This is a genomic window from Vreelandella sp. ssv (assembly GCF_059448525.1).
Window position 1 is genome coordinate 1801757 of the sequence record NZ_CM182545.1, and the last position, 26516, is coordinate 1828272.

22 protein-coding genes are annotated in these 26516 nt (G+C 53.7%); 5 read left to right on the forward strand and 17 right to left on the reverse strand.

Annotation, left to right across the window (positions count from 1 at the left end; genetic code table 11):
* Positions 1–186: 186 nt before the first annotated feature.
* Positions 187–2046 carry a protein-disulfide reductase DsbD gene (gene dsbD, locus AC5TBW_RS08245; RefSeq protein WP_495511589.1) on the reverse strand — a complete coding sequence of 620 codons (1860 nt, stop codon included), beginning with the start codon at positions 2044–2046 and terminating at the stop codon, positions 187–189.
* A 179-nt stretch (positions 2047–2225) separates the two neighbouring features.
* Positions 2226–2756, reverse strand: coding sequence for an inorganic diphosphatase (gene ppa, locus AC5TBW_RS08250; RefSeq protein WP_180091776.1), 531 nt, complete (start codon positions 2754–2756; stop codon positions 2226–2228).
* Between the two features lie 299 nt (positions 2757–3055).
* Here ppa and AC5TBW_RS08255 point away from each other — a divergent pair, with 299 nt between their 5' ends.
* Entirely contained in the window at positions 3056–4771 is a 1716-nt protein-coding gene (locus tag AC5TBW_RS08255) for a bifunctional protein-serine/threonine kinase/phosphatase (RefSeq protein WP_495511590.1), read from the forward strand.
* Between the two features lie 108 nt (positions 4772–4879).
* On the opposite strand, the gene AC5TBW_RS08260 is transcribed toward AC5TBW_RS08255, so the two are convergent.
* Together AC5TBW_RS08260 and rnt are read right to left on the reverse strand one after the other, a co-directional pair.
* Positions 4880–6139, reverse strand: coding sequence for a 6-phosphofructokinase (locus AC5TBW_RS08260; RefSeq protein WP_495511591.1), 1260 nt, complete (start codon positions 6137–6139; stop codon positions 4880–4882).
* A gap of 183 nt (positions 6140–6322) precedes the next feature.
* Positions 6323–6997 carry a ribonuclease T gene (gene rnt / locus AC5TBW_RS08265; RefSeq protein WP_495511592.1) on the reverse strand — a complete coding sequence of 225 codons (675 nt, stop codon included), beginning with the start codon at positions 6995–6997 and terminating at the stop codon, positions 6323–6325.
* 221 nt (positions 6998–7218) lie between these two features.
* Here rnt and AC5TBW_RS08270 point away from each other — a divergent pair, with 221 nt between their 5' ends.
* The 3 genes from AC5TBW_RS08270 to AC5TBW_RS08280 all read left to right on the forward strand — a co-directional run bounded on the left by AC5TBW_RS08270 (position 7219) and on the right by AC5TBW_RS08280 (position 9999).
* On the forward strand, positions 7219–8439 hold the full coding sequence (locus AC5TBW_RS08270) for an argininosuccinate synthase (RefSeq protein ID WP_495511593.1): 1221 nt from the start codon (positions 7219–7221) through the stop codon (positions 8437–8439).
* Positions 8440–8506: 67 nt separating this feature from the next.
* Positions 8507–8836: an HlyU family transcriptional regulator gene (locus AC5TBW_RS08275; RefSeq protein WP_495511594.1), complete on the forward strand. Its 330-nt coding sequence runs from the start codon at positions 8507–8509 to the stop codon at positions 8834–8836.
* 35 nt (positions 8837–8871) lie between these two features.
* Positions 8872–9999 (forward strand): DUF294 nucleotidyltransferase-like domain-containing protein, encoded by a 1128-nt coding sequence (locus tag AC5TBW_RS08280; protein ID WP_495511595.1) that lies wholly within the window; start codon positions 8872–8874, stop codon positions 9997–9999.
* 52 nt (positions 10000–10051) lie between these two features.
* Here AC5TBW_RS08280 and AC5TBW_RS08285 read toward each other — a convergent pair whose 3' ends face one another.
* The 4 genes from AC5TBW_RS08285 to AC5TBW_RS08300 are packed head-to-tail and all read right to left on the reverse strand — an operon-like array spanning position 10052 to position 15448.
* Positions 10052–12805, reverse strand: a complete 2754-nt coding sequence (locus AC5TBW_RS08285; protein ID WP_495511596.1) for an ATP-binding protein — start codon at positions 12803–12805, stop codon at positions 10052–10054.
* A gap of 2 nt (positions 12806–12807) precedes the next feature.
* On the reverse strand, positions 12808–13017 hold the full coding sequence (locus tag AC5TBW_RS08290; RefSeq protein ID WP_495511597.1) for a hypothetical protein: 210 nt from the start codon (positions 13015–13017) through the stop codon (positions 12808–12810).
* A complete protein-coding gene (locus tag AC5TBW_RS08295) occupies positions 13014–15077 on the reverse strand; it encodes a 3'-5' exonuclease (RefSeq protein ID WP_495511598.1) in 2064 nt (687 codons plus the stop codon). The genes AC5TBW_RS08290 and AC5TBW_RS08295 overlap by 4 nt, the downstream gene beginning before the upstream one ends.
* On the reverse strand, positions 15074–15448 hold the full coding sequence (locus tag AC5TBW_RS08300; protein WP_495511599.1) for a response regulator transcription factor: 375 nt from the start codon (positions 15446–15448) through the stop codon (positions 15074–15076). Before AC5TBW_RS08300 ends, AC5TBW_RS08295 begins: the two co-directional genes overlap by 4 nt.
* Before the next feature lie 206 nt (positions 15449–15654).
* Here AC5TBW_RS08300 and AC5TBW_RS08305 point away from each other — a divergent pair, with 206 nt between their 5' ends.
* Entirely contained in the window at positions 15655–16713 is a 1059-nt protein-coding gene (locus AC5TBW_RS08305; RefSeq protein ID WP_495511600.1) for a tRNA-queuosine alpha-mannosyltransferase domain-containing protein, read from the forward strand.
* A gap of 21 nt (positions 16714–16734) precedes the next feature.
* On the opposite strand, the gene nth is transcribed toward AC5TBW_RS08305, so the two are convergent.
* The 9 genes from nth to metG all read right to left on the reverse strand — a co-directional run bounded on the left by nth (position 16735) and on the right by metG (position 26419).
* A complete protein-coding gene (gene nth, locus AC5TBW_RS08310) occupies positions 16735–17373 on the reverse strand; it encodes an endonuclease III (protein WP_495511601.1) in 639 nt (212 codons plus the stop codon).
* 73 nt (positions 17374–17446) lie between these two features.
* A complete protein-coding gene (locus tag AC5TBW_RS08315; protein WP_495511602.1) occupies positions 17447–18148 on the reverse strand; it encodes an electron transport complex subunit E in 702 nt (233 codons plus the stop codon).
* On the reverse strand, positions 18145–18780 hold the full coding sequence (gene rsxG, locus AC5TBW_RS08320; RefSeq protein ID WP_495511603.1) for an electron transport complex subunit RsxG: 636 nt from the start codon (positions 18778–18780) through the stop codon (positions 18145–18147). The genes AC5TBW_RS08315 and rsxG overlap by 4 nt, the downstream gene beginning before the upstream one ends.
* Complete coding sequence (locus AC5TBW_RS08325) at positions 18777–19826, reverse strand: RnfABCDGE type electron transport complex subunit D (protein WP_495511604.1); 1050 nt, start codon at positions 19824–19826, stop codon at positions 18777–18779. The genes rsxG and AC5TBW_RS08325 overlap by 4 nt, the downstream gene beginning before the upstream one ends.
* Positions 19823–21496 carry an electron transport complex subunit RsxC gene (gene rsxC, locus AC5TBW_RS08330; RefSeq protein WP_495511605.1) on the reverse strand — a complete coding sequence of 558 codons (1674 nt, stop codon included), beginning with the start codon at positions 21494–21496 and terminating at the stop codon, positions 19823–19825. Before rsxC ends, AC5TBW_RS08325 begins: the two co-directional genes overlap by 4 nt.
* The gene (gene rsxB, locus AC5TBW_RS08335) at positions 21496–22092 is read right to left on the reverse strand and encodes an electron transport complex subunit RsxB (RefSeq protein WP_495511606.1); all 597 of its coding nucleotides are present in this window, start codon (positions 22090–22092) and stop codon (positions 21496–21498) included. Before rsxB ends, rsxC begins: the two co-directional genes overlap by 1 nt.
* A 12-nt stretch (positions 22093–22104) precedes the next feature.
* The gene (rsxA, locus tag AC5TBW_RS08340; RefSeq protein WP_495511607.1) at positions 22105–22686 is read right to left on the reverse strand and encodes an electron transport complex subunit RsxA; all 582 of its coding nucleotides are present in this window, start codon (positions 22684–22686) and stop codon (positions 22105–22107) included.
* Positions 22683–24281, reverse strand: coding sequence for a sensor domain-containing diguanylate cyclase (locus tag AC5TBW_RS08345; RefSeq protein ID WP_495511608.1), 1599 nt, complete (start codon positions 24279–24281; stop codon positions 22683–22685). The genes rsxA and AC5TBW_RS08345 overlap by 4 nt, the downstream gene beginning before the upstream one ends.
* A 101-nt stretch (positions 24282–24382) precedes the next feature.
* Complete coding sequence (gene metG / locus AC5TBW_RS08350; protein WP_495511609.1) at positions 24383–26419, reverse strand: methionine--tRNA ligase; 2037 nt, start codon at positions 26417–26419, stop codon at positions 24383–24385.
* Between the last annotated feature and the right edge of the window lie 97 nt (positions 26420–26516).

A 26516-nucleotide genomic window follows, 5' to 3' on the forward strand; every position in this document is an offset into this window, starting at 1 on the left:
CCCTAAAAAAGGAAATTTTTAGCTAATATGGGAGCGGAGTTTGCCGAAAAAGTGCCAGAATGTCCAGCGACAGCCTAAGCCAGTGCTTAAACTGTCGCTGAGTACAGATTTAAACAACTGTTTGACGATATTCGCGTCAAAATGCTGCTTAAGCGCCTAATAGAGCAAGGCTCTTAGGGTTGTTACTTAATTATTGGCAAGCCATTGGCTAACGGATTCAAGGTGTTCATGCAGTTGGTCGGCGGAGACTTCGCCTTGAATCCGGGCATCACGAATTTCTTCGCCCTGACTGAAAAACAGTAGGCTTGGAGGGCCGAAAAGACTGAACTGATCCAGCAGCTCACGGCTTTGTTGATCGGTCTGAGTCACATCTGCGGCAATTAGCGTGTAACCCTCCAATGCCGCTGAAACGCGTGGGTCAGGATAGACATCGCGCTCCAGCAGCTTGCATGAAATGCACCAGTCAGCAGTAAAGTGAACAAACGCCGGCTGATTAGTACTGTCAGCTTGAGCGATGGCCGCCTCAAGCGCGTTAAGGCTATCGACCTCAATAAACTCAAGCTGTTGCACCTGAGAATTGCCAGACCCAATTGGGGTGGCCGCAAGAGGACGTAGTGGGTTACTGCCACCTTGCGCGGCACCAATTACCAGCAGGACACCCCAGGCCAGCAGCAAAACCCCCAGTGTTTGCCGTACCCGTGGCCACCCTTGCGGTTGATTGAAGTTCAGAGCCCCAAGCGCCAGAGCTGTGCCGATCGCGAGTGCCGCCCATAGAAGTAGTGCAATGGGTGCAGCGATTAAACGCTCGATCATCCAAATTGCCACGCCCAGCAGTAATAGGCCAAAGGCAATCTTTACACCATTCATCCAGGCACCTGAACGGGGTAGCAGCGTGGCACCAAAGGTGCCGACTAAAAGAAGCGGTACGCCCATACCCATTCCCAGTGCAAAGAGTACCGCGCCCCCCATGACGGCATCACCGGTTGAGGAGATGAACACTAGTGCCCCGGCTAATGGCGCGGTGACACAGGGTGACACCACCAGTACTGATAGCGCACCTGCTAACGCTAAACCTGCTGGGCCACTACGTTGAGCGCGAGCCTGCCAGGCATCAATACGGTTGGCCAAGCGGGGCGAGAGATTCAGCGTGAATGCGCCGAACATCGCCAGCGCAAAGAGCGTGAAGAGTACGGCAAAAGTGATGAGTACAGGCGCCGACTGTAAGCGTGCCTGAAGATTGAGGCCAGCGCCAAACAACCCCATTAGTACCCCGACCAGCGCATAGGTCAGTGCCATGCCCAGCACATAGCTTAACGATAGAACAAAGGCGCGTGGGCGAGTCGGGTTCTGGCCCACGACAATGGATGACAAAATCGGAATCATCGGGAGTACGCAGGGGGTAAAGGTAAGCCCCAAGCCAGCAATAAAAAACAGCCCTAAGGCTAACGGTAAGCTCGCATCGCTAATCAAAGCGCTAAAGCGGCTATCTTCGCTTTGAGGCCCAGCGAAGTCACTCTTTGAGGTAGCGCTGGCGGTTTCAGTGGTGGCGTTATTATCTTCTTGCCAGTTGGCAAATTGGCTGGGCGGCTCAGTCTCACTGGCCTGAATGCTGATGCTTTCCGGTGGGTAGCATAGACCTGCGTCCGCGCAGCCTTGAAAGGTCAGCTCAACGTTCAGCGGGCCTGCGTAGGAGCCGCTCAGTGGAACGTCAAAGACCAACTGGTCGCGAAAAATATAAACATCGCCCATGAACTCATCGTTAGCGAAGGTGCCTTCGGGGATGTTGGGTTTGCCCAGCGTTGTACCCTCGGTCTGACTGGACACAGCAAATTGGTGACGATAGAGATAGTACTCATCTGCAATATCGATACCGATGTAAAGGGTGTCGCCATCGTGCCAAGCGGTGGGTTGAAAGGCCTCCATGACAGGTAAAAATTCATCTTGGTTACTAGACGATGAAAACCATTGGGCGTGCGCGCTCAGCGGTAACCAACCGAGAAAAAAAACAAGTAAGGGATACAGGCTCAGGCGTTTAAGAGATAACACGGTGCGTCCTTAATCAATGGCAGCGCAAAGTAAGGCGAACAGCATACCGCATCCTTAAAACCCTGGGGCATACGCTGCGGTGACGTGACGCGCCCGTTAATAGTGCGTTAATCCCAGCAACATAAAAAGGTCGCCTGAAGGCGACCTTTTTAAATTCACAGAAGCAACTTAAAAAACGATTATGCTTTCTGGTAAGCAATAACAGATTTTTCAATTGCTTTGCGCGCAGCGTCAGCACCTTCCCATGACTCAACTTTTACCCATTTACCTTTTTCAAGGTCTTTGTAGTTCTCGAAGAAGTGAGCGATCTGTTGACGAAGGAGCTCAGGCAGGTCGGTAACTTCATGAATATCGTCATAGAGCGAGCTTAGCTTGGCGTGAGGCACGCAAATCAACTTAGCGTCTTCACCGGCTTCGTCGGTCATGTTCAAAATACCTACCGGGCGAGCGCGAATAATGCTGCCAGGCTGAACCGGATGGGGGGTCACTACGAGGGCGTCCAACGCATCACCGTCGTCGGCGAGGGTATGCGGAATGAAACCATAGTTAGCAGGATAGAACATGGGGGTGGCCATAAAACGGTCAACGAGAAGCGCGCCCATGTCCTTATCAATTTCGTATTTGATCGGATCGTGGTTGGCAGGAATTTCGATCACCACATAAACGTCGTTGGGTAGATCCTTTCCAGCAGGGATGTTATCGAAGTTCATCGTTGATTCCTTGGTAGAGCTGTGGCTAGAGTCGTGCCGTGGTTAGGCAAACGTGTCAGAGTCGTTTATGGCAGAGAATTATACGAAGATGACTGCACGATTACCAATGCGACATAGGTGGGCCGGTGTAGATTGCATATTGGCGCATAAAGTAGGTGCTTGAAACGTGGCAAATATAAATACGTGCTAATCCGATAGAGACGTTTGTTGGGCATCGCTTCTGCTCCGCTGGGTGTATCATAAGCGATGTTGGTTGACAGTGAAGTCCCTTGATCGAGTCGGCAGCCTAGGAGGATGACTTGTCGCACGCCCAGTTGCTCATCAGTTATGGTCAAGCATTTGTCGCGCCCGACCGGCGCTTGCATCGCAGCTCTATGTCAGTTCGTTTTCCAGAAGCGCCGCTACTCCGAGCCAAGGGCGGCTGCGCGGTGATCAGCGACTCCATTTCTCGCAATACAATGGCTAAACAGGCCGGTGATATAAGTGTGCGGGGTTTCCTGGCGGACTATTTCTCAACCCCTGACCATTGGGATGTCAAAACATCGGCGACGCGAGTGTTGCGCGCGCTTAATAGCTGGTGCTATAGCCAAAGTCAGCATGTTAAAGAGGGCAGCTTTGTTTCCTCTATGTCGGCCATGGTGTTTCGTGGTCGTGAAGCACACCTGTTTCACATGGGCGATACGCTGGTGTTTCGTTTGCGGGGCGCTGAGTTTGAGCAGTTGAGTCGTGACCACGTAACCGACTTGGGAGGGTACCGCTATCCTTCCCGTGCATTGGGTATGGACGGCAGCGTGGACATTGATTACACCCATATAGCGTTAAAGCAGGGTGATCTATTCCTGTTCACCACTCAGGGTGTGCGCGGTACGCTGCTGCCTTCCGACTATGTGCGCTTGATCCGCCAAGATGCCAGTGATTTGGATGCTGCCTGTGAGCGGCTTGCCGATGAGGCGAAGCAGCGTGCCCAGGATCGAGGCTATGGTGGTGATCAGTTCTGCTTCCAACTGGTACGTATCGACGAATTACCCGAAGAGATAACGGAGCATCCGGGCCAGCTATATGGTGATCTACCAATACCTCCCGAGCTTTCACCAGGCGAACGGTTAGACGGTCTGGAGATTCTCGCCGTGCTTTCGCGAACAGCACAGTCGCGGGTTTATCGTGTTCGTGATGTGCATAGTGAGCGGGAAATGGTAATGAAAGCGCCCAGTCCTGAGCTCTCATTGCGTAACGCATATCTTGAGCACTTTCTGCTTCAGCAATGGGTCGTTGAGCGCGTTAATTCGCCCTTTGTTGTGAAAGTGATGGAGCCGTCGCGCCCGCGTCGCTACCTCTATTATCTAATGCAACATGTGGAGGGCGAAACGCTGCGTCAATGGGCAGAGCGCCATCCACAAGCCAGCCTGACTCAGCGCCTCGATATTGCTAACCAGCTTGGTAAGGCGGTGCAGGCGCTGCATCATCGGGAAATTATTCATCAGCAGATCAACCCCGACAATGTTCTGATCGACCCACACGGCAAGCTCGTGCTTACAGATTTTAGTGCCTGTCATATGCGGGACGGGGAAGGGCATCGCCACTCGGGTGAGTTGCTCCGGCAGATTGGCTTTAACGAGCATACCGCCCCTGAGTATGCGTTGGGTGACAGCATTGGCCGACGTAGCGATCAGTACTCGCTAGCCTCGACAACCTACTGGCTATTGACTGGCGCTTTGCCCTATACGTTGACGCCCAATCGCCTGCGCAGCCATACCGACCTTGAAGAGTTAACTTACCGCAGCGCCCGTACAACTAATCCTGAAATATCCCAGGAATTAGACGATGCCCTTCGCCGCGCTCTGGATCCTCAACGAGCGCTGCGCTTTAGGCGTATGTCAGAATTTTTGCATGCATTGAGAATTCCGCTCGGGCGGGGACCTAGTCGTGAAGAGAGCCGTCAGGAACCGCGGCGTTTCTGGCAGGGGGTAGCCGGTATATTGCTGTTGTTGCTCGTGCTTTCCTGGCTACTACGTTAAACATAAGCAGTGCAAAGCATAGAAAGAGCAAAGCAAATGAATAGGGGCGATGAATAACTTCATCGCCCCTATTGATGGCCCAAGTGTTAATTTGGCTGCATCAGCAGTCTACAGCGTAAAAGTAGGCAACTTGCGTTCAGCTTTAGCCAGCTTCAGCTTGGCCACTTTTGGCAGACCGTTTTCGAACGGCGGAAAATCTTCGCCTTGAATGAGCGGGGAGAGGTAGTCCCGGCACACTTGGGTAATGCCAAAGCCGTTATCGGTGATAAAGTCACGCGGCATAAATTTCTCTTTATTGGCCACCTGAGACAGCGGTGCGGAGATAACATCCCACTGGTAAGGTGACTGAGAAATACGACGAATAGCGGGCATCATGGCGTTTTTACCCGCTAGCGCCAATGTTACCGCTTCGTGACCCACCGCATAGGCTTGTTCAACATCGGTTTTTGAGGCTAGGTGGCGCGCCGCGCGCTGTAAATAGTCGGCCACTGCCCAGTGATACTTGTAGCCCAAATCCTGCTTGATCATACCCGCAAGTGTCGGTGCGACGCCGCCTAATTGGCGATGACCAAACGCATCGGTATTGCCCGCATCGGCCAAGAAGGTACCGTCTTCGTAGCGAGCACCTTCAGAGACCACAATTACGCAGTAGCCATAATTCTTGACACACTCTTCAACACGCGCCATCGCCGCTTTACGATTAAACGCAATTTCCGGGAAGATAATCATGTGCGGTGGCTCGCCTTCGGCCTCACCCGCTAAACCACCGGCGGCGGCAATCCAGCCCGCGTGCCGACCCATCACCTCAAGCACAAACACTTTGGTGGAGGTGGCGCACATGGAAGCGATATCCAGCGAGGCTTCCAGGGTTGAAGTGGCAATGTACTTGGCTACACTGCCAAACCCTGGGCTGTTGTCGGTAATCGGTAGGTCATTATCGACAGTCTTAGGCACGTGGATGGCGGTGAGCGGATAGCCCAGCTTCTCGGAAAGCTGAGAGACCTTCAAGCAGGTGTCGGCGCTATCGCCGCCACCATTATAGAAAAAGTAGCGAATATCGTGCGCTTTAAAGACTTCTATCAAGCGCTCGTACTGAGCGCGGTGTGTATCAATGTCTTTTAGCTTGTAGCGGCAAGAGCCGAATGCGCCGCCCGGTGTATGGCGCAGCGCTGCAATCGCTTCATCGCTCTCTTGTGTAACGTCGATAAGGTCTTCCGTTAAAGCCCCGATAATGCCGTTATGACCGGCGTAAACCTTGCCAATTTGATCGGGTGCCTGACGGCAGGCTTCGATAACGCCGCAGGCGCTGGCATTGATCACGGCGGTGACGCCACCGGATTGGGCGTAAAAGGCATTATACTGGGCCATGGAAACGTCTCATCTCCTGAAAACAGATAGGTTGAATCGAAATGGTTTATCACCGACAAGTGCAAGCTACACAGCTATGTCGGTGGCAAGTCACAGTGCTGTAATGCGGCAAAGTTTAGCGTAAAGCCTGAACCTCTGCATCAGAGGTTGAATTAGCAATGCGTCAGCGGTGGGCTGCTGATATTAGGGCTCATCTACGCCATCCATTTCCTGTTCACGCTGGGCAAGCTGCCAACCACCCAAATCTTTATAGCGATTCACCATGGCGCAAAATAGCTCTGCAGTTCGCTCGGTGTCGTAACGGGCGGAGTGGGCAGCCTTGTTGTCAAACTCGATTCCCGCTGCACGACAGGCCCGTGCCAGCACTGTTTGACCATAAATCAAGCCCCCCAGCGTGGCGGTATCAAAACTTGAGAACGGGTGAAAAGGATTGCGCTTAATGCCACAGCGATTGACCGCCGCGTTTAAGAAGCCCTGATCGAACGCCGCATTATGTCCGACTAAAATAGCGCGAGTGCAGTCGTGGGCTTTGATCGATTTTCGTATAGGACGAAAAATTTCACCGAGTGCCTCTGATTCGCTCAGCGCAACCTGCTGGCGTAGCGGGTCGTCCAGATTAATGCCGGTAAAATCGAGCGCAGACTGCTCCACGTTTGCCCCTTCAAAGGGTTTAATGTGATAAGCATAGGTGGCATCAGGAAGTAGGTTTCCTTCCGGATCCATGGTCAACGTAACGGCGGCAATTTCTAGTACGGCGTCGCCTTGGGCATCGAATCCCCCAGTTTCTAAATCAACGACCACCGGCAGGTAACTGCGAAAACGTTGGGCCATTAATTCGCGGGCAATTGCCTCGCTCATGCAGCTCTCCTTATGTTCAAGCGAGTAATAGTCTTCAAGCGAGTAGTAGTAAAGCGAGTCATTAGTCAATATCAGCGGCAAGCCACCGCATTTAATGGTGTGATTCTATCAGCTTTAGCCCCCAGGCGTCGTTGACGGTATTCGCTGGGCATTGAGAACGCTATACTCAGTGTCTGTCTCAAAACCAAACGCAAAGGTTTAACTTTTTAAAGGAGCAAAGAATGTCCGATGTCAAAAAGGTTGTGCTGGCATATTCAGGCGGCCTGGACACATCCGTAATCGTTAAGTGGTTGCAAGAAACCTACAACTGCGAGGTAGTGACTTTTACTGCCGACATCGGCCAGGGCGAAGAAGTTGAACCCGCCCGTACCAAGGCGCAAGCCCTTGGCGTAAAAGAAATTTACATTGAAGACCTGCGCGAAGAATTCGTCCGTGACTACGTCTACCCAATGTTCCGCGCTAACACTATTTATGAAGGAGAGTACCTGCTCGGTACCTCTATCGCCCGGCCATTGATCGCCAAGCGCTTGATCGAAATTGCCAATGAAACCGGCGCCGACGCTATTTCTCACGGCGCCACGGGTAAAGGTAATGACCAGGTTCGTTTCGAACTTGGCGGCTATGCCCTCAAGCCAGGTGTAAAAGTGATCGCCCCTTGGCGTGAGTGGGACTTAACTTCTCGCGAAAAGCTGATGGCCTATTGCGAAGAGCATAAAATTCCGGTCGATTTTGCCAATAAGAAGAAAAAATCGCCGTACTCCATGGATGCCAACTTACTGCATATCTCTTATGAGGGCGGTATTTTGGAAGATCCTTGGGCCGAAGCAGAAGACGACATGTGGCGTTGGAGCGTGTCTCCTGAAGCTGCACCTGATACCCCTACCTACGTTGAACTGACGTATGAAAAGGGTGATGTCGTGGCCATCGACGGCGAGCCGTTGAAAGCCCACGAAGTGCTTGAAAAGCTCAACAAGCTAGGTGGCGACAACGGTATTGGCCGTTTGGATATTGTTGAAAACCGCTACGTGGGCATGAAATCTCGTGGCTGCTATGAAACGCCAGGGGGTACCATTATGTTGCGTGCTCACCGTGCCATTGAATCACTGACCCTAGACCGCGAAGAAGCCCACCTGAAAGATCAACTGATGCCGAAGTACGCGGAAGTGATCTACAACGGTTATTGGTGGAGCCCCGAGCGTCGCATGTTGCAAGCGGCCATTGACGAGACCCAAAAGAATGTATCGGGTGTCGTGCGCATGAAGCTCTATAAAGGTAATGCGACCGTCGTGGGTCGTAAATCCGATGAGTCCTTATTTGATGAGTCGATCGCTACGTTTGAAGATGACGCGGGCGCTTACAACCAAAAAGACGCTGAAGGCTTTATTAAGCTGAATGCGCTTCGCCTGCGTATTGCTGCTGGCAAAGGCCGTAAGCAAAGCTAATTTTTAAAGCGCATATGTTGCTAGGGCGGCAGCTAATAACTGCCGCCCGGCATATTAAGGAGCCACTATGTTAAAAAAATTATTATCCGGACTCTTTGGTAGTGATCGTCAGTCTGCTCCAGGCGCTACCACCAAAGCGGCTGATGCCGTGGAATACAAAGGCTATGAAATTGTGTCTCAGCCGGATGATCAAAGCGGCCAATATCGCGTCAGCGGTTGGATTCGTAAGGCTGATGCCAACGGTGAAACCCTTGAACACCGTTTTGAGCGTTCTGATATGCTGCCAGGACGCGAAGCCTGTGATGCCATGATGGTCACTAAAGCGCAGCGCTATATCGATGAAGTCGGGGAGGCAATGTTCGAGCCTGATCCACGTCGTGCTGGCGATAGCGCCTAATAAAGCCGACATAAGCGTTCGTAAAGGAGTGGCGTATGCGAGTAGTACACCAAGCCTCGCCCTGGCGCTCCTTATTCGATGAGCATGGACGTTTAAACACCATGGCGCTCGATGCGCCGCTCCAGCCTATTTTCTCAAAACTCTCTTTACCTCAGACTTCCATTGCCGACGCCTATGCGTGGCAACCCTTCTTGGTTGAAACGCTGGTACATTACGATTTACCCGCTTGGCGTATCAGCCAAATCATTAGTGATCATAATGCCTGGCTATATCGTCACGCGATTACGCAATCCCTTGATGAGCTGAAGGCGCAAGGGTGGGGCACGCCACCGGTCGATTACTGTGTGTTGATGTTAGGTTCGGCGGCCCGCTATGAGAGCCTGCTCGGCCCTGATCAAGATAATGCGATGATTATCGATGATTACCCTGACCATCGGCATGTTGAGATTGACGGCTACTTTCAAGCTCTGGGCGAGCGGTTTACACAACGCCTGGATGATGCCGGTATTCCCCTTTGCCGAGGTCATGTGATGGCCCGCTGGCCAATGTGGCGCAAGCGGATAGGTGAATGGCATGCACAGCTGGAAATCTGGAGCGCGGATCGACGTGTGAAGCGTGTTCAGCAGACCAATATCTTGCTCGACTTTTCCCCCATCGCCGGCAATTCAGCGCTTGCTGAACAACTGGGCGTGAGCATCGCTTCAATACTTCCAAAAGCGTCTCTGTTCATGGATGAAATGGCAGCGCTACTTGATCAGTTGCCGGTCGCGCTGGACCGTTTTGGGCGAGTCGCCTCAAGCCCACACCTGGATGCCCCGCACGACCACGCCATTAATCTTAAACACCAAGGCTTAATGCCGCTGATCAGCGCCGCGCGCTTGCTCTGCGTTCGCCACGGCCTGCGTGAAATAGCGACTCGGGAGCGCTTGATAATGCTCAGTCATGTGGCCAATGTGCTGCCTGTGGCGAAATCCGAGATGCTGCTGGCTGTGTTTGAGCGACTTCAGCAGCGCCTGTTGGATCAACAGCGTATCAACAAAAGCGCTGGCCAAGCCGCTGACGGCTGGGTGGATCTTCGCCGCCTGCGTGAAGACGAGCGCATGCTGTTAAAGTTTGATTTGCAGCAGATTAAAGCGTTTGTTCAGCGCGCCAAAAGTGGTTAGCAGAAAGTTCTTGGTGAAAAGTTCTTGGCGGAAAGTTCTTAGCCGAATAGCATCAAGCCTGGGTGTCATCCGGCGCCGCGGGCAGCTCCAGTGTTAAACATGCGCCGCCAAGCGTTTTGGCATCCTCAACCCAGAGTCGCCCCCCCAGATGGGCGATAATCCCGCGGCTAATGGGTAAACCCAAGCCACTCCCTTTGGGGCGTCCTCTTGGAATGTCATCGTCTTGCTGTATCTGATGAAATTTTTCAAACACCCGTTCACGCTCCTCCGCGCCGATACCGGCCCCGTTATCCTCCACGCTTAAACGGAAATGGCGGCGATGGCGATAGAGCGAGAGGCGCACTTTAGGCTGCTGACGATTGGCAAACTTACTAGCGTTATCAAGCAGGTTAATAATCACTTGTTCTAAACGATCATGGTCGCCAATCACTATCGCTGGGTCTGCTTCTAAATGAACCTCTAGCTGGATACCACGCTCATGGTGCAAATGCGCGATGGCGTCAATGCTGTGCCGGATAAGAGCGGCAAGATCCAGTGGCACAGGGTTAAGCGTTAAACGGCCACTTTCCAGGCGGGCAAGATCGAGAATTTCTTCGATTAAGCGCGAGAGCCGTTGGCTTTCGAGAACGATGACACCCAGAAAATGCTGGCGCTTTTCATCGGGGAGCTGGCCGCTATCGCGCAAAATTTCAGCAAAGGCGCGGATGGAGGTAAGCGGCGTGCGGAGCTCATGACTGACCATAGCGACAAACTCATCTTTCAAACGATCCAGCTCACGAAGGCGTTCATTAGCGCTGCGTAACTCTTCGCCGATTTGGGCTAGCTCTTGCGATTTCTGCTCTAAGCGGCGGTTGTACTCAAGGGTTTGTGAGGTGGTATCCAGAATACTAAGGATCGACTCAATATCCAGCGCCTCGCCGCGGACCACTGAGTTGATCAAGACTCGCGCTGAGGAACTGCCCAGTGCCCCCGCCAATGCTTGCTCTGCACGCGTAATCAACTCAGCGGCAGCAGGCTCGTCTGCTACAAATGTGTTTTTAATACTGCTATGACTGAATACCCGTCGGGTGGTGTGAGCGCCCAAATACCGAACCAAAAGCTCTTTAAGTGCCCCCTGAGTGGTTTGACCGCGCCATAATGACGTCGATAGCGATGTTGTTTGCAAATTAGGGTGCATTGCTTCGGTGAATAGCGCCGCCTGGGTTTGCTCAAGGGGCGTTGGGCGGGTAAACAGCGAAACACCGACCAACAACCCGACGTTGGCTAGCATGCTCCAAAGCAACGAGTGGGTGTAGATATCCCAATTTCCGAGGCCAAACAGCGCATAGGGTTTCAACCAGCCGATTCCCCATGGCCCATCGGTAAGTAGCGTGGCGTCCAGCCAGCCCGACTGTGCAAAGCCCGGCAACAGTAGCGTATAGCACCACAATAAGAAGCCAGCGACCAAGCCTGCCGTGGCGCCCTGGCGAGTCGCTCCGCGCCAGTAAAGGCCAATCAATAGCGCGGGAGCAAATTGTGCCGCCCCTGCAAAAGAGACCAGCCCGATGGTGACCAGGCTGTATGAGTCGCCAATGAGTGCATGGTAGAGATAACCCAGCAGCAGAATAAGCACGATAGCGACCCTGCGAACCCCCAGTAGCCAACCGGCAAGCTCGCCCTTGGTACTTAGGTGCAGCCGTCGTGAGCGCAGCAGTAGTGGCATCACCAACTGGTTACTGACCATTGTGGAGAGGGCGATTGTCTCGACAATCACCATGCCGGTTGCCGCTGAAAGTCCTCCAATAAAGACCAGTAGCGGCAGCCCTTCCAAACCTGCCGAAAGCGGTAGTGTCAGAACAAAGCTATCGGGGTCACCTGCGCTGGCACCTAGGAGCAGGCCGGCCAGGGCGATAGGAATCACGAACAGGTTGATCAACAGCATATAGAGGGGAAACAACCAGCTCGCCCTCGCTAAATGCTGCTCATCGACATTCTCAACTACCAATACCTGAAACTGGCGGGGAAGCGTTAAAAAGGCCAGGAAGGCGAGCGCCAGCATGCCCACCCAGCCAGTGACGCCACCCGGCACGCTGTCCAGCCGCATGCTATCGATCAGCGCTGGCGTGGCCGCTACCTGTGCAAACAGCGCCCCGGGGCCTTCAAACATCACAAAGACCACGAACACACCAACGGCCATAAAGGCGACTAGCTTCACCAGGGATTCCAACGCGATGGCGGCCACCATGCCTTCATGGCGCTCGCTGGCATCCAAATGGCGGGTGCCAAATAGAATAATAAACACTGCCAGCACCAAAGCGACCCAGAGAGACTTATCCATCCAAAAATGTTCATCTACCAGCGTCGTGTCGGCTGCTTTTGGGTAATTAATGAGCACCGCATGGCTAACGGTAATAGCCTTTAATTGCAGGGCAATATAAGGCGTGATACTGATCAGGGCCATTAAAGCCACCAGTGCTCCTAAGCTGGTACTTTTACCGTAGCGGGCACTGATAAAATCGGCAATTGAGGTAATTCGCTGGCGGGCTGCAATGCGCACCATCTTACGTATCACGAATGGAGCCAGCAGCATGGCGAGGGTGGGGCCAAGATAAATGAGTAAAAAGCTGGGTCCATACTCCGCAGCGCGTCCTACACTGCCGTAGAAGGTCCAAGCGGTGCAATAAACGGCAATGGAGAGGGCATATACCGTGGGCGAGCCGATCAGCGATCGCCCTTGCTCGGCCCGCCGGTCACCCCAGGCAGCGACCACAAACAGCAGCGCTAAATAGCCAAAGGCAGTGCCCAGGATGACTGCGTCAGTACGCATAATCAGCGTTCCGCACGGTGTTCCATTAGCCAAGCCGTTAAGCCGATGACGACTCCCCAAGCGCAAAACAGATAGAGCGGTAACCAGCCCACGTTAAAGGAGGGAAGGCGGTCTACCACGATAATCAGCGGTGGGCAAAACAGCAGTAAGGCGACCGCTACCAGGGCCATTAAGCGTTCGCTTTTTCGGGATTTAACGCCTGAGTTTTTCATAAGGCACTTGCATCCTGTCGGTCAAAAGCATTGGCTTGCAGCGTTAACAGCTGCTCCAGGGTATCGACGCCGCGTGCCTCTAAGCGTGGCAGCAAGGCTAGCCAGAGCTCTGCAGTCACTCGAGCATCGCCTAATGCTGTGTGGCGGGTACCGGGGGGAAATGTCAGATCATAGCGCTGAGCAAGGCTATCCAAGTCATGCCCGTCCAAGGCTTCGTCCAACGCTCGAGAAATCAGCAGGGTGTCGATAACGGGAATATCAAAAGCGACGCCTTTATGACTGATGGCGAGCAGATCAAATGCGGCGTTATGGGCCAGCAATACGGCTTCTCCTACAAAATCACGAAATCGGGTAAGCACGATATCCAGCGGTGGTGCGCCAATGACATCGGCATCGGTAAGGCCGTGAATGGCAGTACTGGCGGCAGGAATAGGTCGCTGAGGATCGACTTTTTGATCGAAGGCTTCGCTTGCCAACAGCCGCGCGTTGACCACGCGACAGGCGCCTAGGCTGATCACTGTGTCGTCTCTGCGCAGCTCAAGTCCGGTGGTTTCGGTATCAAACGCCACGATCTCCAAGCTGCGCAGGGAACGGCTAGCAAGCGCTTCATCCGGTGGTGGGAGGTCGGCAATCCCAAAATCATGAAACTCAGGGCGTGGTGGTGCGGTTTCCCGCGGGGCACCAACGCGTTCAACGGCGGGGAGCGGAAGGCGTAAGCGGGCATGCACCCCATCATCGTCGGCCAGGCTCCAGATGTCGCTGGCGTGTTGGCGCAGTACGTCGGCAACGCTGGGCGTTAGGGGCAGCGAGTTGAGCGGCTGCTGGCGCCATTCAGCCAGCTCATGCTCGGGAATCGCCTTGCCGCGCCAAATAAGATCTAAATAGACACGCTTATTGCCTAGGCATATCTCACCTTCAAAGCCACTCTCGGGAAGATGGGTATTAAGGTGCTTCACTAATGAGTCAAACAACGCAATCAGTGCCGGGGCATCGCCTTTAAACCAAGCGGGCATTCCCACTGGAATAATTAAACGATGCTCTGGATCCAGGCGTTCATCAAGAGCTTGCCAGAAATCGTTAGACCACATCGGTGTTAAGCGCTCGCCCTGATGCTGCATGTCGTCGAGCAGTTGGCCGATTTTAGCCACATTGTCGCCTAACGTGACGCCTTCCTCATGAATGACCCGCTCAAACCGTTGGCGCAACAATGACGTGCTGGCGTCGTTTTGATGGCGTAATTGGATCAGCGCATCGGCGGCGCTGGTTAGACTGGCGGTATGCTGTCGCAGCGGTGTCAGCATATCGGCCAATTCGGCTCTTACGCCCATTTCACTCGACCACGACGCCGTCGCATCACCAAACGTTAGCAATGTTTCGCCATCGCTACCCGGCACGCGGCGCAGAATAACTTTTAGCCACCGGTTATCGCAGGGGGCGAGTAACTCTCGTGGGGAGCCGTCGTTAGGCAGTTGGCTGAGTGCTTGCTGTAAGCTAGCAACCGGAAGCAGTGCTTCAAGACGTTTACCTAAGCCTAATCCGGTATTACCGACAAAAAAGTCTTCTGCCGCTTGGTTAAAGAGCATCACACGACGGTGGTGGTCACATAGCAGCAGCGGTGTTTCGAGTACTTGCAGCAGTGTTTCCAGCTCCTGGCGAATGCGTGCCGCACTGCGGGCGCCATCGGCGTGGGCGGTAGCGAGGCGGCTGCGATCCTCGCGCCAGCTTTCACGCACACGGCGTAAATCTGGTCCCAGCCCTTTTAGCCAACCCTCGGGTGGGTGTTCGTCACGGGCGTCGGGATTGGCAACCAAGCGCGCCAACTGTACCTGCAAATGGCGTAGCGGTGTAAACAACCTGCGTTCAAGCACTAAGCCAACCAAAAATAGGGTCGCGCCGCCAGAAAAGCTACCTAGCCATAGTGCCATTCGAGTTACGCCCGTGGGCGCGAGCTGGGTATCCAGCCAGGCAGCAAAAATAGCCCCACCCAATAGGCTGACGCCACTTAACGAGAGCCATAAGCCAATCAGGCGCTGGCGTTTGGGCAGCCCACCTCGGGTCATGGCTGCTCCTTAATGAGTAGCGCTTTGACTTTTTCCACTAGAGATTGCGTGGAAAAAGGCTTGGTAATGTAGTCATCAGCACCCAGCGCCATCCCTTTTTCACGCTCAACATCTCGGCCGTGAGCGGTGAGCATAATAATCGGCAGTTGGGCGGTGCCTTCTTCGTTACGTAGGCGCTCTAAAACGTCAAAACCACTAATCCCAGGCAGGCTGATATCGAGCAAGAGTAAATCGGGCTGACTATCGTTAACACGTGCTAACGCCTGTTCACCATCTTCGGCAGTCACTACCTCAAACCCTGCTTGCTCCATCAAGAACTCAAGCGATAGAACAATGTTGGGTTCGTCATCGACGACGAGCACTTTGACCATGGTGTTCTCCGGCTTTTATTTGTTTTAGCGATGCATACCTGCAGTCTAGATAGATCGAGACAGTCAGCCAAGACGACCTTGGCCGAATGCACCGGCAGACAGACCGCTGGCAGCGAGCAAATGCGCTTGATTTGGTACACTGCTCAGCTCTATGCCATGGCTTAATGTGCTATGTCTTACCACTGATCTGCTTGCTAAGGCTATCAATGCGCGTACTACTGTTATCCGCCTACGAAGCGGTGAGTCATCGCTATTGGGCGCAAAGTTTAATGGCACAGCTTGATGAAGTAACGTGGACCCTATTGAGCCTGCCGCCACGTCATTTTGCCTGGCGCATTCGCGGCAACCCACTGAGCTGGATGTTGAAAGAGCACGATACCCTTAGCCAGTCGTATGAGGTGGTGCTAGCCACTTCAATGGTTGATCTGGCGACGTTAATAGGGCTGTTTCCGCACCTTGGCCGAGCCAAAAAGATCGTCTATTTTCACGAAAATCAGTTTGCCTATCCTGAGTCTAGTGATCAGATACCCCAAGTGGAGGCCAAAATGGTTAATCTCTACTCGGCGCTAGCGGCCAATAGCGTGGTGTTTAACAGTGCTTATAATCGAGACTCCTTTATCTATGGTGCACGAGCGTTCCTGAAGAAGATGCCGGAAAACCTCCCGGCAGCTAAGCCACTGGAAGCACTACGCGAGCGGGCCAGTGTAGTACCAGTGCCAATATCTATCCGTAGTAAGTACGACCACCAAACGGTTCCGCACCGCATTGTTTGGAATCACCGCTGGGAGTATGACAAAAATCCTAATGACTTCTTTGCCGTGCTGTTCGCGTTAAGCGATGCGGGGGTAGCGTTTGAGCTGGCAGTGCTGGGACAGCGCTTTCGCCAAGCACCGGCCATTTTTGACGAGGCCGAACAGCGCTTAGCCAAGCATATTGTGGCTTGGGGGCCGCAGCCGGAGGAGATGTACCGTGAACTGTTGGATAGCGCGGGCATTGTGGTCTCGACAACCTGGCATGAGTTTCAGGGCCTGGCGATTATGGAAGCGGCCCAGCGCGGGGCGCTGCCACTAGTGCCTGATCGGCTCTGTTTCCCTGCGCTTTACCCGGCAGCCTATCGCTATGACGGCTCTCGGAAAGGGCTTTATGACCGGCTTAGTGCTTGGCTCACCGATCCTGCGGCTCGACCGGAGCGCCTTGCCACCACCGGTTGGGAGTGGCCTGCTTGGCGCGAGGCTTATCGCCAGTTGCTGATGAGTTCGACTTGATGGCCTGGGCTTTATTAGCCGTTAAGAAAGTTCGGTTTTGTCTTTATAGTCGCAAAGATCCTCAATAATGCAGCTACCGCAACGCGGTTTGCGGGCAATACAGGTGTAGCGACCGTGCAGAATCAGCCAGTGATGAGCATCTTGCAGAAATGCTTTGGGCACATGGCGCAGCAGTTTTTGCTCCACCTCAACAACATCTTTGCCTTTGGCGATGCCGGTGCGATTAGATACCCGGAAAATATGCGTGTCCACCGCCATGGTGGGCTGGCCAAACGCCGTATTGAGGATCACATTGGCAGTTTTGCGGCCTACTCCAGGCAGGGCTTCTAACGCTTGGCGAGTGTTGGGCACTTCGCCGCCGTGAAGATTGACCAGCATATGGCAGGTTTTCATCAGGTTTTCGGCTTTAGTGTTGTATAAACCGATGGTTTTGATGTGCGTTTTAAGTTCGTCAATACCCAAATCAATGATCGCTTGGGGAGTATTCGCTACCGGGTAGAGCCGTGCCGTGGCCTTATTGACGCCCACATCGGTGGCTTGAGCGGAGAGCAGCACGGCGGCAAGTAACTCAAACGGTGAACTCCAGTTAAGCTCGGTAGTGGGGTGCGGGTTCTCTGCCTGAAGGCGAGCAAAAATTTCATGACGCTTTAGGGCATTCATGGCGGGTCTCTTAATCAATACGAATGATGAATACGAACAGCTGTTTACACATCTATCTTGGGCAACTTGCTAGCTATTTAATGGTGCCGGTGACGCGCACACGCCGCTCAGGTCGTGGCGCTGCAGCGACTGGTTTGGTACGCGCCGCGCTGCGCTGATCAATGACATTTTTCAGCGCGATTAACATGCCTGCCACAAAAAAAGCGCCAGGCGGCAGCACAAAAAATAGGAACTGGTAATCGTGAGCTATCGTCAGCTGCCAGTTAGCGGCTTGAGGCCCAAACAGCAGCGCCATATCGCTAAATAGCGTGCCTTGACCGAGTAGCTCGCGTAGGGCGCCCAGCAGCACGAGTACGGCGCCAAACCCTAACCCCATCATAAAGCCATCTATAGCTGCTGGAATGACCGGCTGACGCGAGGCAAAGGCATCAGCGCGGCCTAAAATGGCGCAGTTAGTGACGATCAGTGGAATAAAAATCCCCAGCACTTGGTAGAGCGGGTAGGCGTAGGCGGCCATCAACAGCTCAGCGCAGGTCACAAAGGCGGCAATCACCATCACGAAAGCGGGCAGACGCACTGCGCTGGGCACCTGATGACGAATCAGCGAAATCGCCGTGCTGGCACCGACCATGACCAGCAACGTGGCCAGCGCCAGCCCCAGCGCATTGACCACGCTGCCGCTTACAGCTAGCAGCGGGCAGAGCCCGAGCAACTGCACCAGCGCAGGGTTATTCGACCAAAGACCACTTCGGGCGAGTTCGCGCCACTGGCTCATAGGGTGGACTCCTCAAATGACATCGGTAGCGGTGTATCGTCGGCGTATTGAAGCGCTTTATGGACAGCATTGACCACGGCACGGGGCGTAATTGTCGCTCCAGTAAAAGCATCAAAGTGACCACCGTCTTTTTTCACCGCCCAGCCTTCTGGCGGCAAACTATCTAACCTTAAACCATTAAACTCGGTGATCCAGTCACTGCGGCTGCGCTCAATGTCATCGCCTAGCCCGGGCGTTTCCTGGTGCTGGGTAACGCGCACACCGCTGATGCTCTGGTGATCGTCAATGCCGATCAGTAGACGGATTTCGCCGTTATACCCCTGCCGGGTCACCACCGGAAAGATCACCGCGCTGCTACCCAGATCGTTTACCCACCAGCCTTGGCTTTCGCTCGCAAGCCCCAGCGCCTGTGGGTTGGGAAGGGTAAAGGTACTCTCCAGCACCTTAGTGACGGACATATTCGCTAGCGCTTGGGGCAGTACTTCCTGCAGCTGGCGGTGTTGGTAAGCCAACTGATGTTTCTCTATACGCTCGGCAGTTAACGTGCGGGTAAGCGCAACGCTGCCCGCCGTTACCAGCGCAAAGGTCCCCAGGGCAAGCGCGCCGCGCTGCATGGCCTGGAACAGCGTCATAGCTGTTCTCCTGGTTTATCCCGTGAGGCTTTTTGCTGACCTGTAGGGCGTGGCACGCTGTATAGGTCTAGCAGCGGTACACACAGATTCATCAGCAATACCGCAAACGCCACTGCGTCCGGATAGCCGCCAAAGGTGCGAATAATGATAACCAGGGCGCCGATACCGGCTCCATAGAGTAGTTTGCCGCGACGGCTGGTGGCGGCGGAAACCGGGTCGGTGGCGATAAAGAACGCCCCAAATAGTGTTGCCCCGGTGAGCAGGTGAAAAAGCGGTGAGGCAAAGTGACTGGGGTCGCTGAGATAAAACAGCGTGGCCAGTAGTAATACGCTGCCAAGCATCGCTACCGGGATGTGCCAGCTAATAATTCGCTTTACGAGTAAAAGGGTGCCACCCGCTAGCCAAGCAAGGGCTATCCAGCGCCAAGCATTAAGTGTCCCACCGGGCAGTGGGTTAGTTGCCCAGAACTCTCTGGCAAGTATGGCTTCGCCCTTGTGCTTAAAGGCATCGAGTGGTGTGGCACCACTTAGACCATCTAACTGAGCCGTAGGCAGCGTTCCAGTGATTTGCGCCCACAAGCCCTCCGGTAGTAGTTCTTGGGGGGGCGCCCAAAGCGTCATGTAGGTAGGAAACGACACCAATAGCAGCGCATAACCTACCATGGCAGGATTAAAAGGATTATGGCCTAAACCACCGTATAGCTGCTTGCCCACCACTATGGCAGCAATCATCCCTATGCCGATCAACCACCAGGGGCTAGCGGGAGGCAGCGAAACTCCGAGTAAAATAGCCGTCAGCAGGGCGCTGGCGTCATTCAATGTGACGCGAATGGGTCGCTTGCGGAGCCGCAGCACTGCGGCTTCAAGCGCAACACCCAACGCCGCCGCTATTAATACATTACTGAGTACGCCCAGACCAAAGAAGTAACTCATGGTGGCGATGCCCGGCAGCGTCGCCACGATCACCCAGCGCATTAAGCTTGCTGTAGGTGGCATGAAAGTCGTCACGGGGGCGTCGTTAACCCCTGATGTGTGCATCATGCTCATGATGACTTCTCTTCTGGGGAGGATGTGGAGGCTACTTGCAGTTCCTTCGCCTGGGCAAGTTGAAATTCGGCTGCTTTCAGGTTCTCCTGGGCAGTGGCAAGCTGCATTTCCAAGTCATCTAACGGGTGTTTGGGGTCTTCCTGGGCGACGCGAGCCAGGGTTTTTTCAGCTTTTTTAACCGATGCCTTGGCAGCGGCATGGGCAATTCTTAAGCCCCTTAAATCGACTTTTGCACTGTCCGCAGCTGCGCTGGTCGGCGTGCGACGCTGTTGTGATTTGCGCGCTTCTTTGCGTGCCTGTTTTTCAGCCTCTTCCCGTGCGAGCCGCGCTTGGCGAAATTCAAAGCGGTGTTTGGCGTACTCCGCTTTTGCGGTCTCAATCCGCTGCAGGCGTATCCGGCTTTTAGCTTCGCGGTAATCCACGACGAGCGGAATATGGCTTGGGCAGACGTAGCTACAGGCGCCGCACTCTATGCAGTCGAAAAGATGGTAGTGCTCCATCTTGGCATCGTCTTTGGCGCGGGCGTACCAGTGCAGCTGTTGTGGTAGCAGCGACACCGGGCAAACGCTTTCGCACTCACCACAGCGAATGCAGGGCGATTCTGCTGGGGGCGGCGGCAACTCTTCAAGCGTGGCCGCGATTAAACAGTTGGTAAGCTTAGTGACCGGCGTATCGAGCGTTAGCATTGGAGTGCCCATCATGGGGCCACCCTGAATCACTTGATGTAACTCGGGGGTATTCAGCCCTGCCTGCTCCAGCAGCTCTCTAACCGATGTGCCCAGACGCACCCAGCGATTGCCTGGCTGGGTGATGGCCTCTCCAGTCAGTGTGACGACCCTGGAAACCAGCGGCTGCCCATCGCGCACCGCGTGTAGTATCGACAGCAGAGTGCCTGGGTTATGGCACAGCACGCCCACATCAGCGGGCAGCCCGCCGCTGGGTACGTCAAGGTTTAACAGCCTTTTAATTAACTGGCGCTCGCCGCCGCTGGGGTAGCGGGTGGAAATCACCTTGATATGAACGGTGATCGGCTGGCTATGCTGTATCGCCTGCCGCAGCGCTTCAATGGCCTCGGGTTTGTTATCTTCAATGCCGATAACGATGTGCTGCGCGTTGCACAGCTTGGCGATTATCTGCGCGCCTTCGAGTACTTCGCTCGCGTAATGGCGCAGGGTGAGGTCGTCGGCGGTGATATAGGGCTCGCACTCCGCAGCGTTAATCACTACGGTGTGGATCACATGCCGTGCAACCACTCTCGCTTTAATATGCGTGGGGAAACCCGCACCGCCTAATCCAACAATCCCACTCTCGTTTAAGCGTTCAAACAGCGCATTTGGGTCAGCGCGTTGCCAGTCGAGACTGGGTAGCTGGAGCCACTCATCTTGCCCATCGCTATCAATGATGATTTGGGTCGCGCTGACTTCGCTCACCGTGCCGCTAATACTGGCGTGCAGTTCGCTGGAGATCATGCCTTCGCGTTTGGCAATGACGCTACCTACTTTGACGGCATCGCCCGGCGCAACACAGGGGGTGGCGGGCTGGCCACTATGTTGTTGCAGAGGGAGAACCACTCGTTCGGGCAATGGTGCCTTAACCAGCGCGACTTGATTCGAGCGCTGTTTGCGTTCAGGCGGGTGAATCCCACCAGGGAAGTCAAAGGTGTTCGACATCAAGACCCCTCTGATGCGGGTTGGCGGTCACTGGCAATCATGTTTGACGAGTGCGCTATTATCGGCTGCCATTGGGTGAGCGGTGCTGAGCGTGGCAGCATATCAATGCAGTCCACGGGGCAGGGGTCCAGGCACAGATCGCAGCCAGTGCACTCGTCTTCAATCACGGTGTGCATTAGCTTAGCGGCACCGATAATGGCATCGACCGGACAAGCTTGGATGCATTTTGTGCAGCCGATGCACTCTGCTTCGCGAATAAACGCTACTTTAGGTTCACTTTGGGCTTCGCCGTCGAGGGGCTGGGGTTCGCGACCGAGTAGATCAGCGAGGGCGTGAATCGTCGCCTCTCCTCCGGGGGGGCACTTATTGAGAGCATCGCCCTGGTTAATCGCCTTGGCGTAGGGGCGGCAGCCAGGGTAGCCGCACTGGCCACATTGAGTTTGTGGCAATAAGGCATCAATTTGCTCTACCAGCGGATTTTCCTGACGTTTGAAACGTTCACTCACGCCTCCGAGCAGGGCTCCAAAGCCAATGCCCAGCCCCGTTAATACGGCAATGGCGCTAAGCACGCCAACAGCATTGAAAGTATCATTCATTGCGCGTTGCCTTCACCCTTGCACCAACCCTGAAAAGCCTAAAAACGCTAACGACATGAGACTGGCTGTTACCATCGCAATCGCAGCGCCTTGAAAGGGTTTGGGAATATCTGCTCCCGCTAAACGTTCGCGCATGGCCGCAAACAACACCAGAATAAGTGAGAACCCTAACGCAGCACCTAAGCCATAGAGGGTGGTGTGAAAAAAACTTAGTTCGCGGTTTAGCGACAGTAACGCTACGCCCAATACTGCGCAGTTGGTGGTAATTAGGGGTAGAAAAATACCCAGTACCTGGTGCAGTAACGGGCTCAACTGGCGCACCATGATTTCCGTGAACTGCACGACAGCGGCAATTACCACAATAAAGCTGATGGTGCGCAGATACGTGACATTCAGCGGCACCAGCAGCCCATGATAGACCACGAAGCTGGCCGCCGATGCCAGCGTCAGTACAAAGGTGGTGGCCAGGGACATGCCCATGGCAGACTCCAGCTTATTGGAGACGCCCATAAACGGGCATAGGCCCAGAAACTGAACCAATACGAAGTTGTTGACCAGAGCCGTGCTGATCAAAATGATAAATAGCTCACTCATGGCGGCGTATTGCGTGAATAAAAGGGTGCGTTGGCTAGCGAGCGGGCATACACCTTGGCGCAATGTCGCCCTGCAGCTTTGGCTGCATAAAGCGCCTGGTCAGCGGCCGTCATTAATCCGCTGGGCGTGATAACACCTTCAATATGCAACTGGCTAATACCAATGCTGACGGTGACATAAGAGGCCACTGGCGACATGGGATGAGGATGCTTTAACTGATCAATAGCATGACTCAGCGCTTGGCTTTTTTCCATTGCTTGGGTGACGGTAGTCGCAGGCAACATAGCACTGAATTCCTCCCCACCTGTGCGCGCGATAAAAAAGCCATGGGCAGTGGCAATGTCATGCATCGTCTGCGCAACTCGTTGCAAGCATTTATCGCCTTCGGGGTGTCCATAATGATCGTTAAACAGTTTGAAATGATCAATGTCAATCATCATGACCGACACGGGCTGATCTGTGGTCAAGGCAATATTAACGACCTCTCGCAGGCGCTGATCGAATAATCGGCGATTGGGTAGACCGGTCAAGGGGTCGTGGGTAGAGAGCTCGATGAGTTCAGCATTGAGTTGCTGTTGATGCTTGAACTGCTCCTGGAAGGCGCGCGCTAGGAGGCCGATTTCATCTCCGCGTCTTAATAGATTGCTTGATCCCTTTAGATCCACGCTGGCTTGCTGCGTAAACTGGGTGAGGGCTCTTAGTGGAGTCAGAATAATACGCTCAAGTAGCAGCAGAACAAGGGCAATCACCAATAGCATCAAGCAGACTGTCCATAACAGTACGTAGCGGAACGTTTCTAGGCTCGCCAAATAACTGGTGCGATTAAGCTGAGTCCCCAAAACTATCTGCTCGTTATTCGGGTAGGTGGCTAAATAGCGCTGCGCCTGGATCGTATTGCCTGAGATAGTGATGGCTGTATCAGTATTGCTGCTTCCTTGCTCCATCGAAAGCGTGATTGGTAGCCCTGTATAGTCTTCTATGATCGATAACCATTCATCGTCCATTGGCCTCACTTTGAATAGCCATCCTTGGGGCGGACCGCTCTCATCCGTTCTCATAATGGGGTTGGATGCTACCATTAGCGGCGTTGTACCCGCATACAGGCTGCTTTTTCCCTGTGCTGAATCTTCGTTTATGGAAGTCTGCATCGTGCGAATAAGCCCCGACATCCAGCGGCACTCACGTTCTGCGGTATAGCAAGTTTGGTATTGGCCAGTAGCTGGATTGAGACCTGCTAGAAAATGTACATCGCCGTCCGCGTTGAAAAAGGCCATTAGCTGGTAGCGCATTTCTTCAAACATCTGTTGGCTAAAATTGGTATCCGTATAGTCAGGGTAGTTCCCCTGAATAAATTCATAGGTATCGTCCCAGATCGCCCAGTCTCGCGCTTGCGCTAGTAGCTCCTGTTGGCTCATATTGAGGCTACGTTCAATTTGCTCAAGCTCCTGGGTGACTAACGCGCGCTCTTCCCTATGAAGCGATGGGAATATGACCCACTTGCTCAAGGCAACTAAGGAAATAAGCGCTAGAAATAACACGCCACCCAAGGCAGCTAGAAAACGAAAGCGCAATGATCGTGTAAAGCGTTGAACCATAGAGTGTGCCTAAGCGAAACGATGACAATGTACGACAGATGCAAAAAATAAAAGGGGCAAAGGTGTTTAGCCTCTGCCCCTTTGACAAGACTCTATTGTGATTAGGTGACCCGCTGGCCCGGTTCAGCACCGGTGTCGGGTGAGAGCAAATAGATGCCTTCTTCATTTGCAGAGGCTAGTACCATGCCTTCCGATACGCCAAAGCGCATTTTGCGCGGCGCTAAGTTGGCGACCATGACCGTTAAGCGGCCTTCCAGAGCTTCTGGCGCGTAGGCAGAGCGAATGCCTGAAAAGACATTGCGGGTTTCGCCACCCAGATCGAGGGTTAATTGCAGCAGCTTGTCGGCGCCTTCCACGTATTGGGCTTTTGCAATGCGCGCAATGCGTAGGTCGACCTTGGCAAAGGCGGCAAAGTCGATTTCATCGGCAATGGGGTCTTCCGCCAGCGGGCCTTTGGGCACCTCTTTCAGTTTTTGCTCTTCCACCAGATCTTCCTTGGACGACTCAATCATGGCATCAATCTTATCGCGCTCTACGCGGGTCATCAGCGGTTTGAATTTGTTGATCGAGTGATCGGTCAGAACCGTTTGACGAGTGTGCCAGTCAAGAGACGCGACATTCAAGAACTCCCGCGCTTCTTCGGCCATCTTGGGAACAACAGGGGCTAGATACACCATCAATTGCCGGAACAGATTAATACCGACCGAGCATATCTCAAGCACTTCAGCGTTGCGCCCATCTTGCTTGGCCAGTGCCCAGGGTTCTTTATCGGCAATATAGGTGTTGGCTTCGTCTGCCAACTCCATAATTTTACGCATTGCCCGGCTAAATTCGCGGGCTTCAAAGTCTTCAGCAATATCATCACCGGCGGCAATAAAGCGGGCGACCATTTGCGGTTCTGAGCAGTGAGCCGAGAGAGTGCCACCACCAATTTTTTTAACAAAACCGGCGCAGCGGCTAGCAATGTTGACGACTTTGCCGACTAAATCTGAATTTACCCGGGCGGCAAAGTCCTCCAGGTTTAAATCCAAATCATCAACTTTTGAGGTAAGCTTGGCGGCAAAGTAGTAGCGTAAGTATTCAGGATTCAGGTGATCGGCGTAGGTGGCAGCTTTAATGAAAGTCCCACGAGATTTCGACATCTTGGCGCCGTCTACCGTCAGGAATCCGTGGCAGTTAACGGCCGTCGGCGTGCGCAGGTCAGCACCATGCAGCATGGCAGGCCAGAACAGCGCATGAAAATAGACAATATCTTTGCCGATAAAGTGATACACCTCGGCATCAGAGCCTTTCTTCCAGTAGCTGTCGAAGTCGATACCTTCACGGTCACACAGGTTCTTGAAACTGGCCAGATAGCCTATCGGTGCATCCAGCCATACATAGAAGTATTTGCCGGGGGCGTCGGGGATTTCAAAGCCAAAGTAGGGCGCGTCGCGGGAAATGTCCCACTCGTTAAAACCAGACTCGAACCACTCCATCAACTTATTACGGATTTGCGGCTGAACGTGGCCGTCATCAATCCAGCGCTTTAAGAAGTCGGCAAAGTCGGGAAGCTTAAAGAAGTAGTGTGTTGACGTACGAACCTCTGGCGTAGCGCCAGATATCGCTGAAACAGGATTGATTAAATCGGCTGGCGTGTAAGTAGCGCCGCACTTCTCGCAGTTATCGCCGTACTGATCATCGGCACCGCATTTAGGGCAGGTCCCTTTAATAAAGCGATCGGCTAAAAACAATCCCTTTTGCGGATCAAACATTTGCTCAATATCGCGAGTGGCAATATGGCCTTTATCGCGCAGGCGCTTGTAGATCATCTCGCTGAAGTGGCGATTTTCAGTGGAGTGCGTCGAATGGTAGTTGTCGAACCCAACGCCAAAACGAGCAAAATCCAATTGGTGGTCATTGGAAACCCGTTCGATCAGCGCTTCAGGGGTAATACCTTCCTGTTCCGCACGCAGCATAATAGCGGTGCCATGGGCGTCATCGGCACATACGTAGTAGCACTGCTGGCCACGGCTTTTCTGGAAACGTACCCAGATATCAGTCTGGATATACTCAAGCAAGTGACCGAGGTGAATGGCTCCATTGGCGTAAGGGAGCGCGCTTGTCACCAAAATATTGCGCGTGGCGGTAGTAGACATGGTGAAGGTTAATTCCGAGTGAATATGGGTGCCAGTCAGGCAATAACAAAGAAGACGGCGAAGTCGCTAAACGCTTCGCCGTTAGCGTTACTTTCTA

Bases quoted from the DNA above. Each gene is read 5' to 3' on its own strand.
- ppa (WP_180091776.1), bottom strand. From the start codon at position 2,756: ATGAACTTCGATAACATCCCTGCTGGAAAGGATCTACCCAACGACGTT.
- AC5TBW_RS08260 (WP_495511591.1), bottom strand. From the start codon at position 6,139: ATGGCCCAGTATAATGCCTTTTACGCCCAATCCGGTGGCGTCACCGCC.
- rnt (WP_495511592.1), bottom strand. From the start codon at position 6,997: ATGAGCGAGGCAATTGCCCGCGAATTAATGGCCCAACGTTTTCGCAGT.
- AC5TBW_RS08270 (WP_495511593.1), top strand. From the start codon at position 7,219: ATGTCCGATGTCAAAAAGGTTGTGCTGGCATATTCAGGCGGCCTGGAC.
- AC5TBW_RS08275 (WP_495511594.1), top strand. From the start codon at position 8,507: ATGTTAAAAAAATTATTATCCGGACTCTTTGGTAGTGATCGTCAGTCT.
- AC5TBW_RS08280 (WP_495511595.1), top strand. From the start codon at position 8,872: ATGCGAGTAGTACACCAAGCCTCGCCCTGGCGCTCCTTATTCGATGAG.
- AC5TBW_RS08285 (WP_495511596.1), bottom strand. From the start codon at position 12,805: ATGCGTACTGACGCAGTCATCCTGGGCACTGCCTTTGGCTATTTAGCG.
- AC5TBW_RS08290 (WP_495511597.1), bottom strand. From the start codon at position 13,017: ATGAAAAACTCAGGCGTTAAATCCCGAAAAAGCGAACGCTTAATGGCC.
- AC5TBW_RS08295 (WP_495511598.1), bottom strand. From the start codon at position 15,077: ATGACCCGAGGTGGGCTGCCCAAACGCCAGCGCCTGATTGGCTTATGG.
- AC5TBW_RS08300 (WP_495511599.1), bottom strand. From the start codon at position 15,448: ATGGTCAAAGTGCTCGTCGTCGATGACGAACCCAACATTGTTCTATCG.
- AC5TBW_RS08305 (WP_495511600.1), top strand. From the start codon at position 15,655: ATGCGCGTACTACTGTTATCCGCCTACGAAGCGGTGAGTCATCGCTAT.
- nth (WP_495511601.1), bottom strand. From the start codon at position 17,373: ATGAATGCCCTAAAGCGTCATGAAATTTTTGCTCGCCTTCAGGCAGAG.
- AC5TBW_RS08315 (WP_495511602.1), bottom strand. From the start codon at position 18,148: ATGAGCCAGTGGCGCGAACTCGCCCGAAGTGGTCTTTGGTCGAATAAC.
- rsxG (WP_495511603.1), bottom strand. From the start codon at position 18,780: ATGACGCTGTTCCAGGCCATGCAGCGCGGCGCGCTTGCCCTGGGGACC.
- AC5TBW_RS08325 (WP_495511604.1), bottom strand. From the start codon at position 19,826: ATGAGCATGATGCACACATCAGGGGTTAACGACGCCCCCGTGACGACT.
- rsxC (WP_495511605.1), bottom strand. From the start codon at position 21,496: ATGTCGAACACCTTTGACTTCCCTGGTGGGATTCACCCGCCTGAACGC.
- rsxB (WP_495511606.1), bottom strand. From the start codon at position 22,092: ATGAATGATACTTTCAATGCTGTTGGCGTGCTTAGCGCCATTGCCGTA.
- rsxA (WP_495511607.1), bottom strand. From the start codon at position 22,686: ATGAGTGAGCTATTTATCATTTTGATCAGCACGGCTCTGGTCAACAAC.
- AC5TBW_RS08345 (WP_495511608.1), bottom strand. From the start codon at position 24,281: ATGGTTCAACGCTTTACACGATCATTGCGCTTTCGTTTTCTAGCTGCC.
- metG (WP_495511609.1), bottom strand. From the start codon at position 26,419: ATGTCTACTACCGCCACGCGCAATATTTTGGTGACAAGCGCGCTCCCT.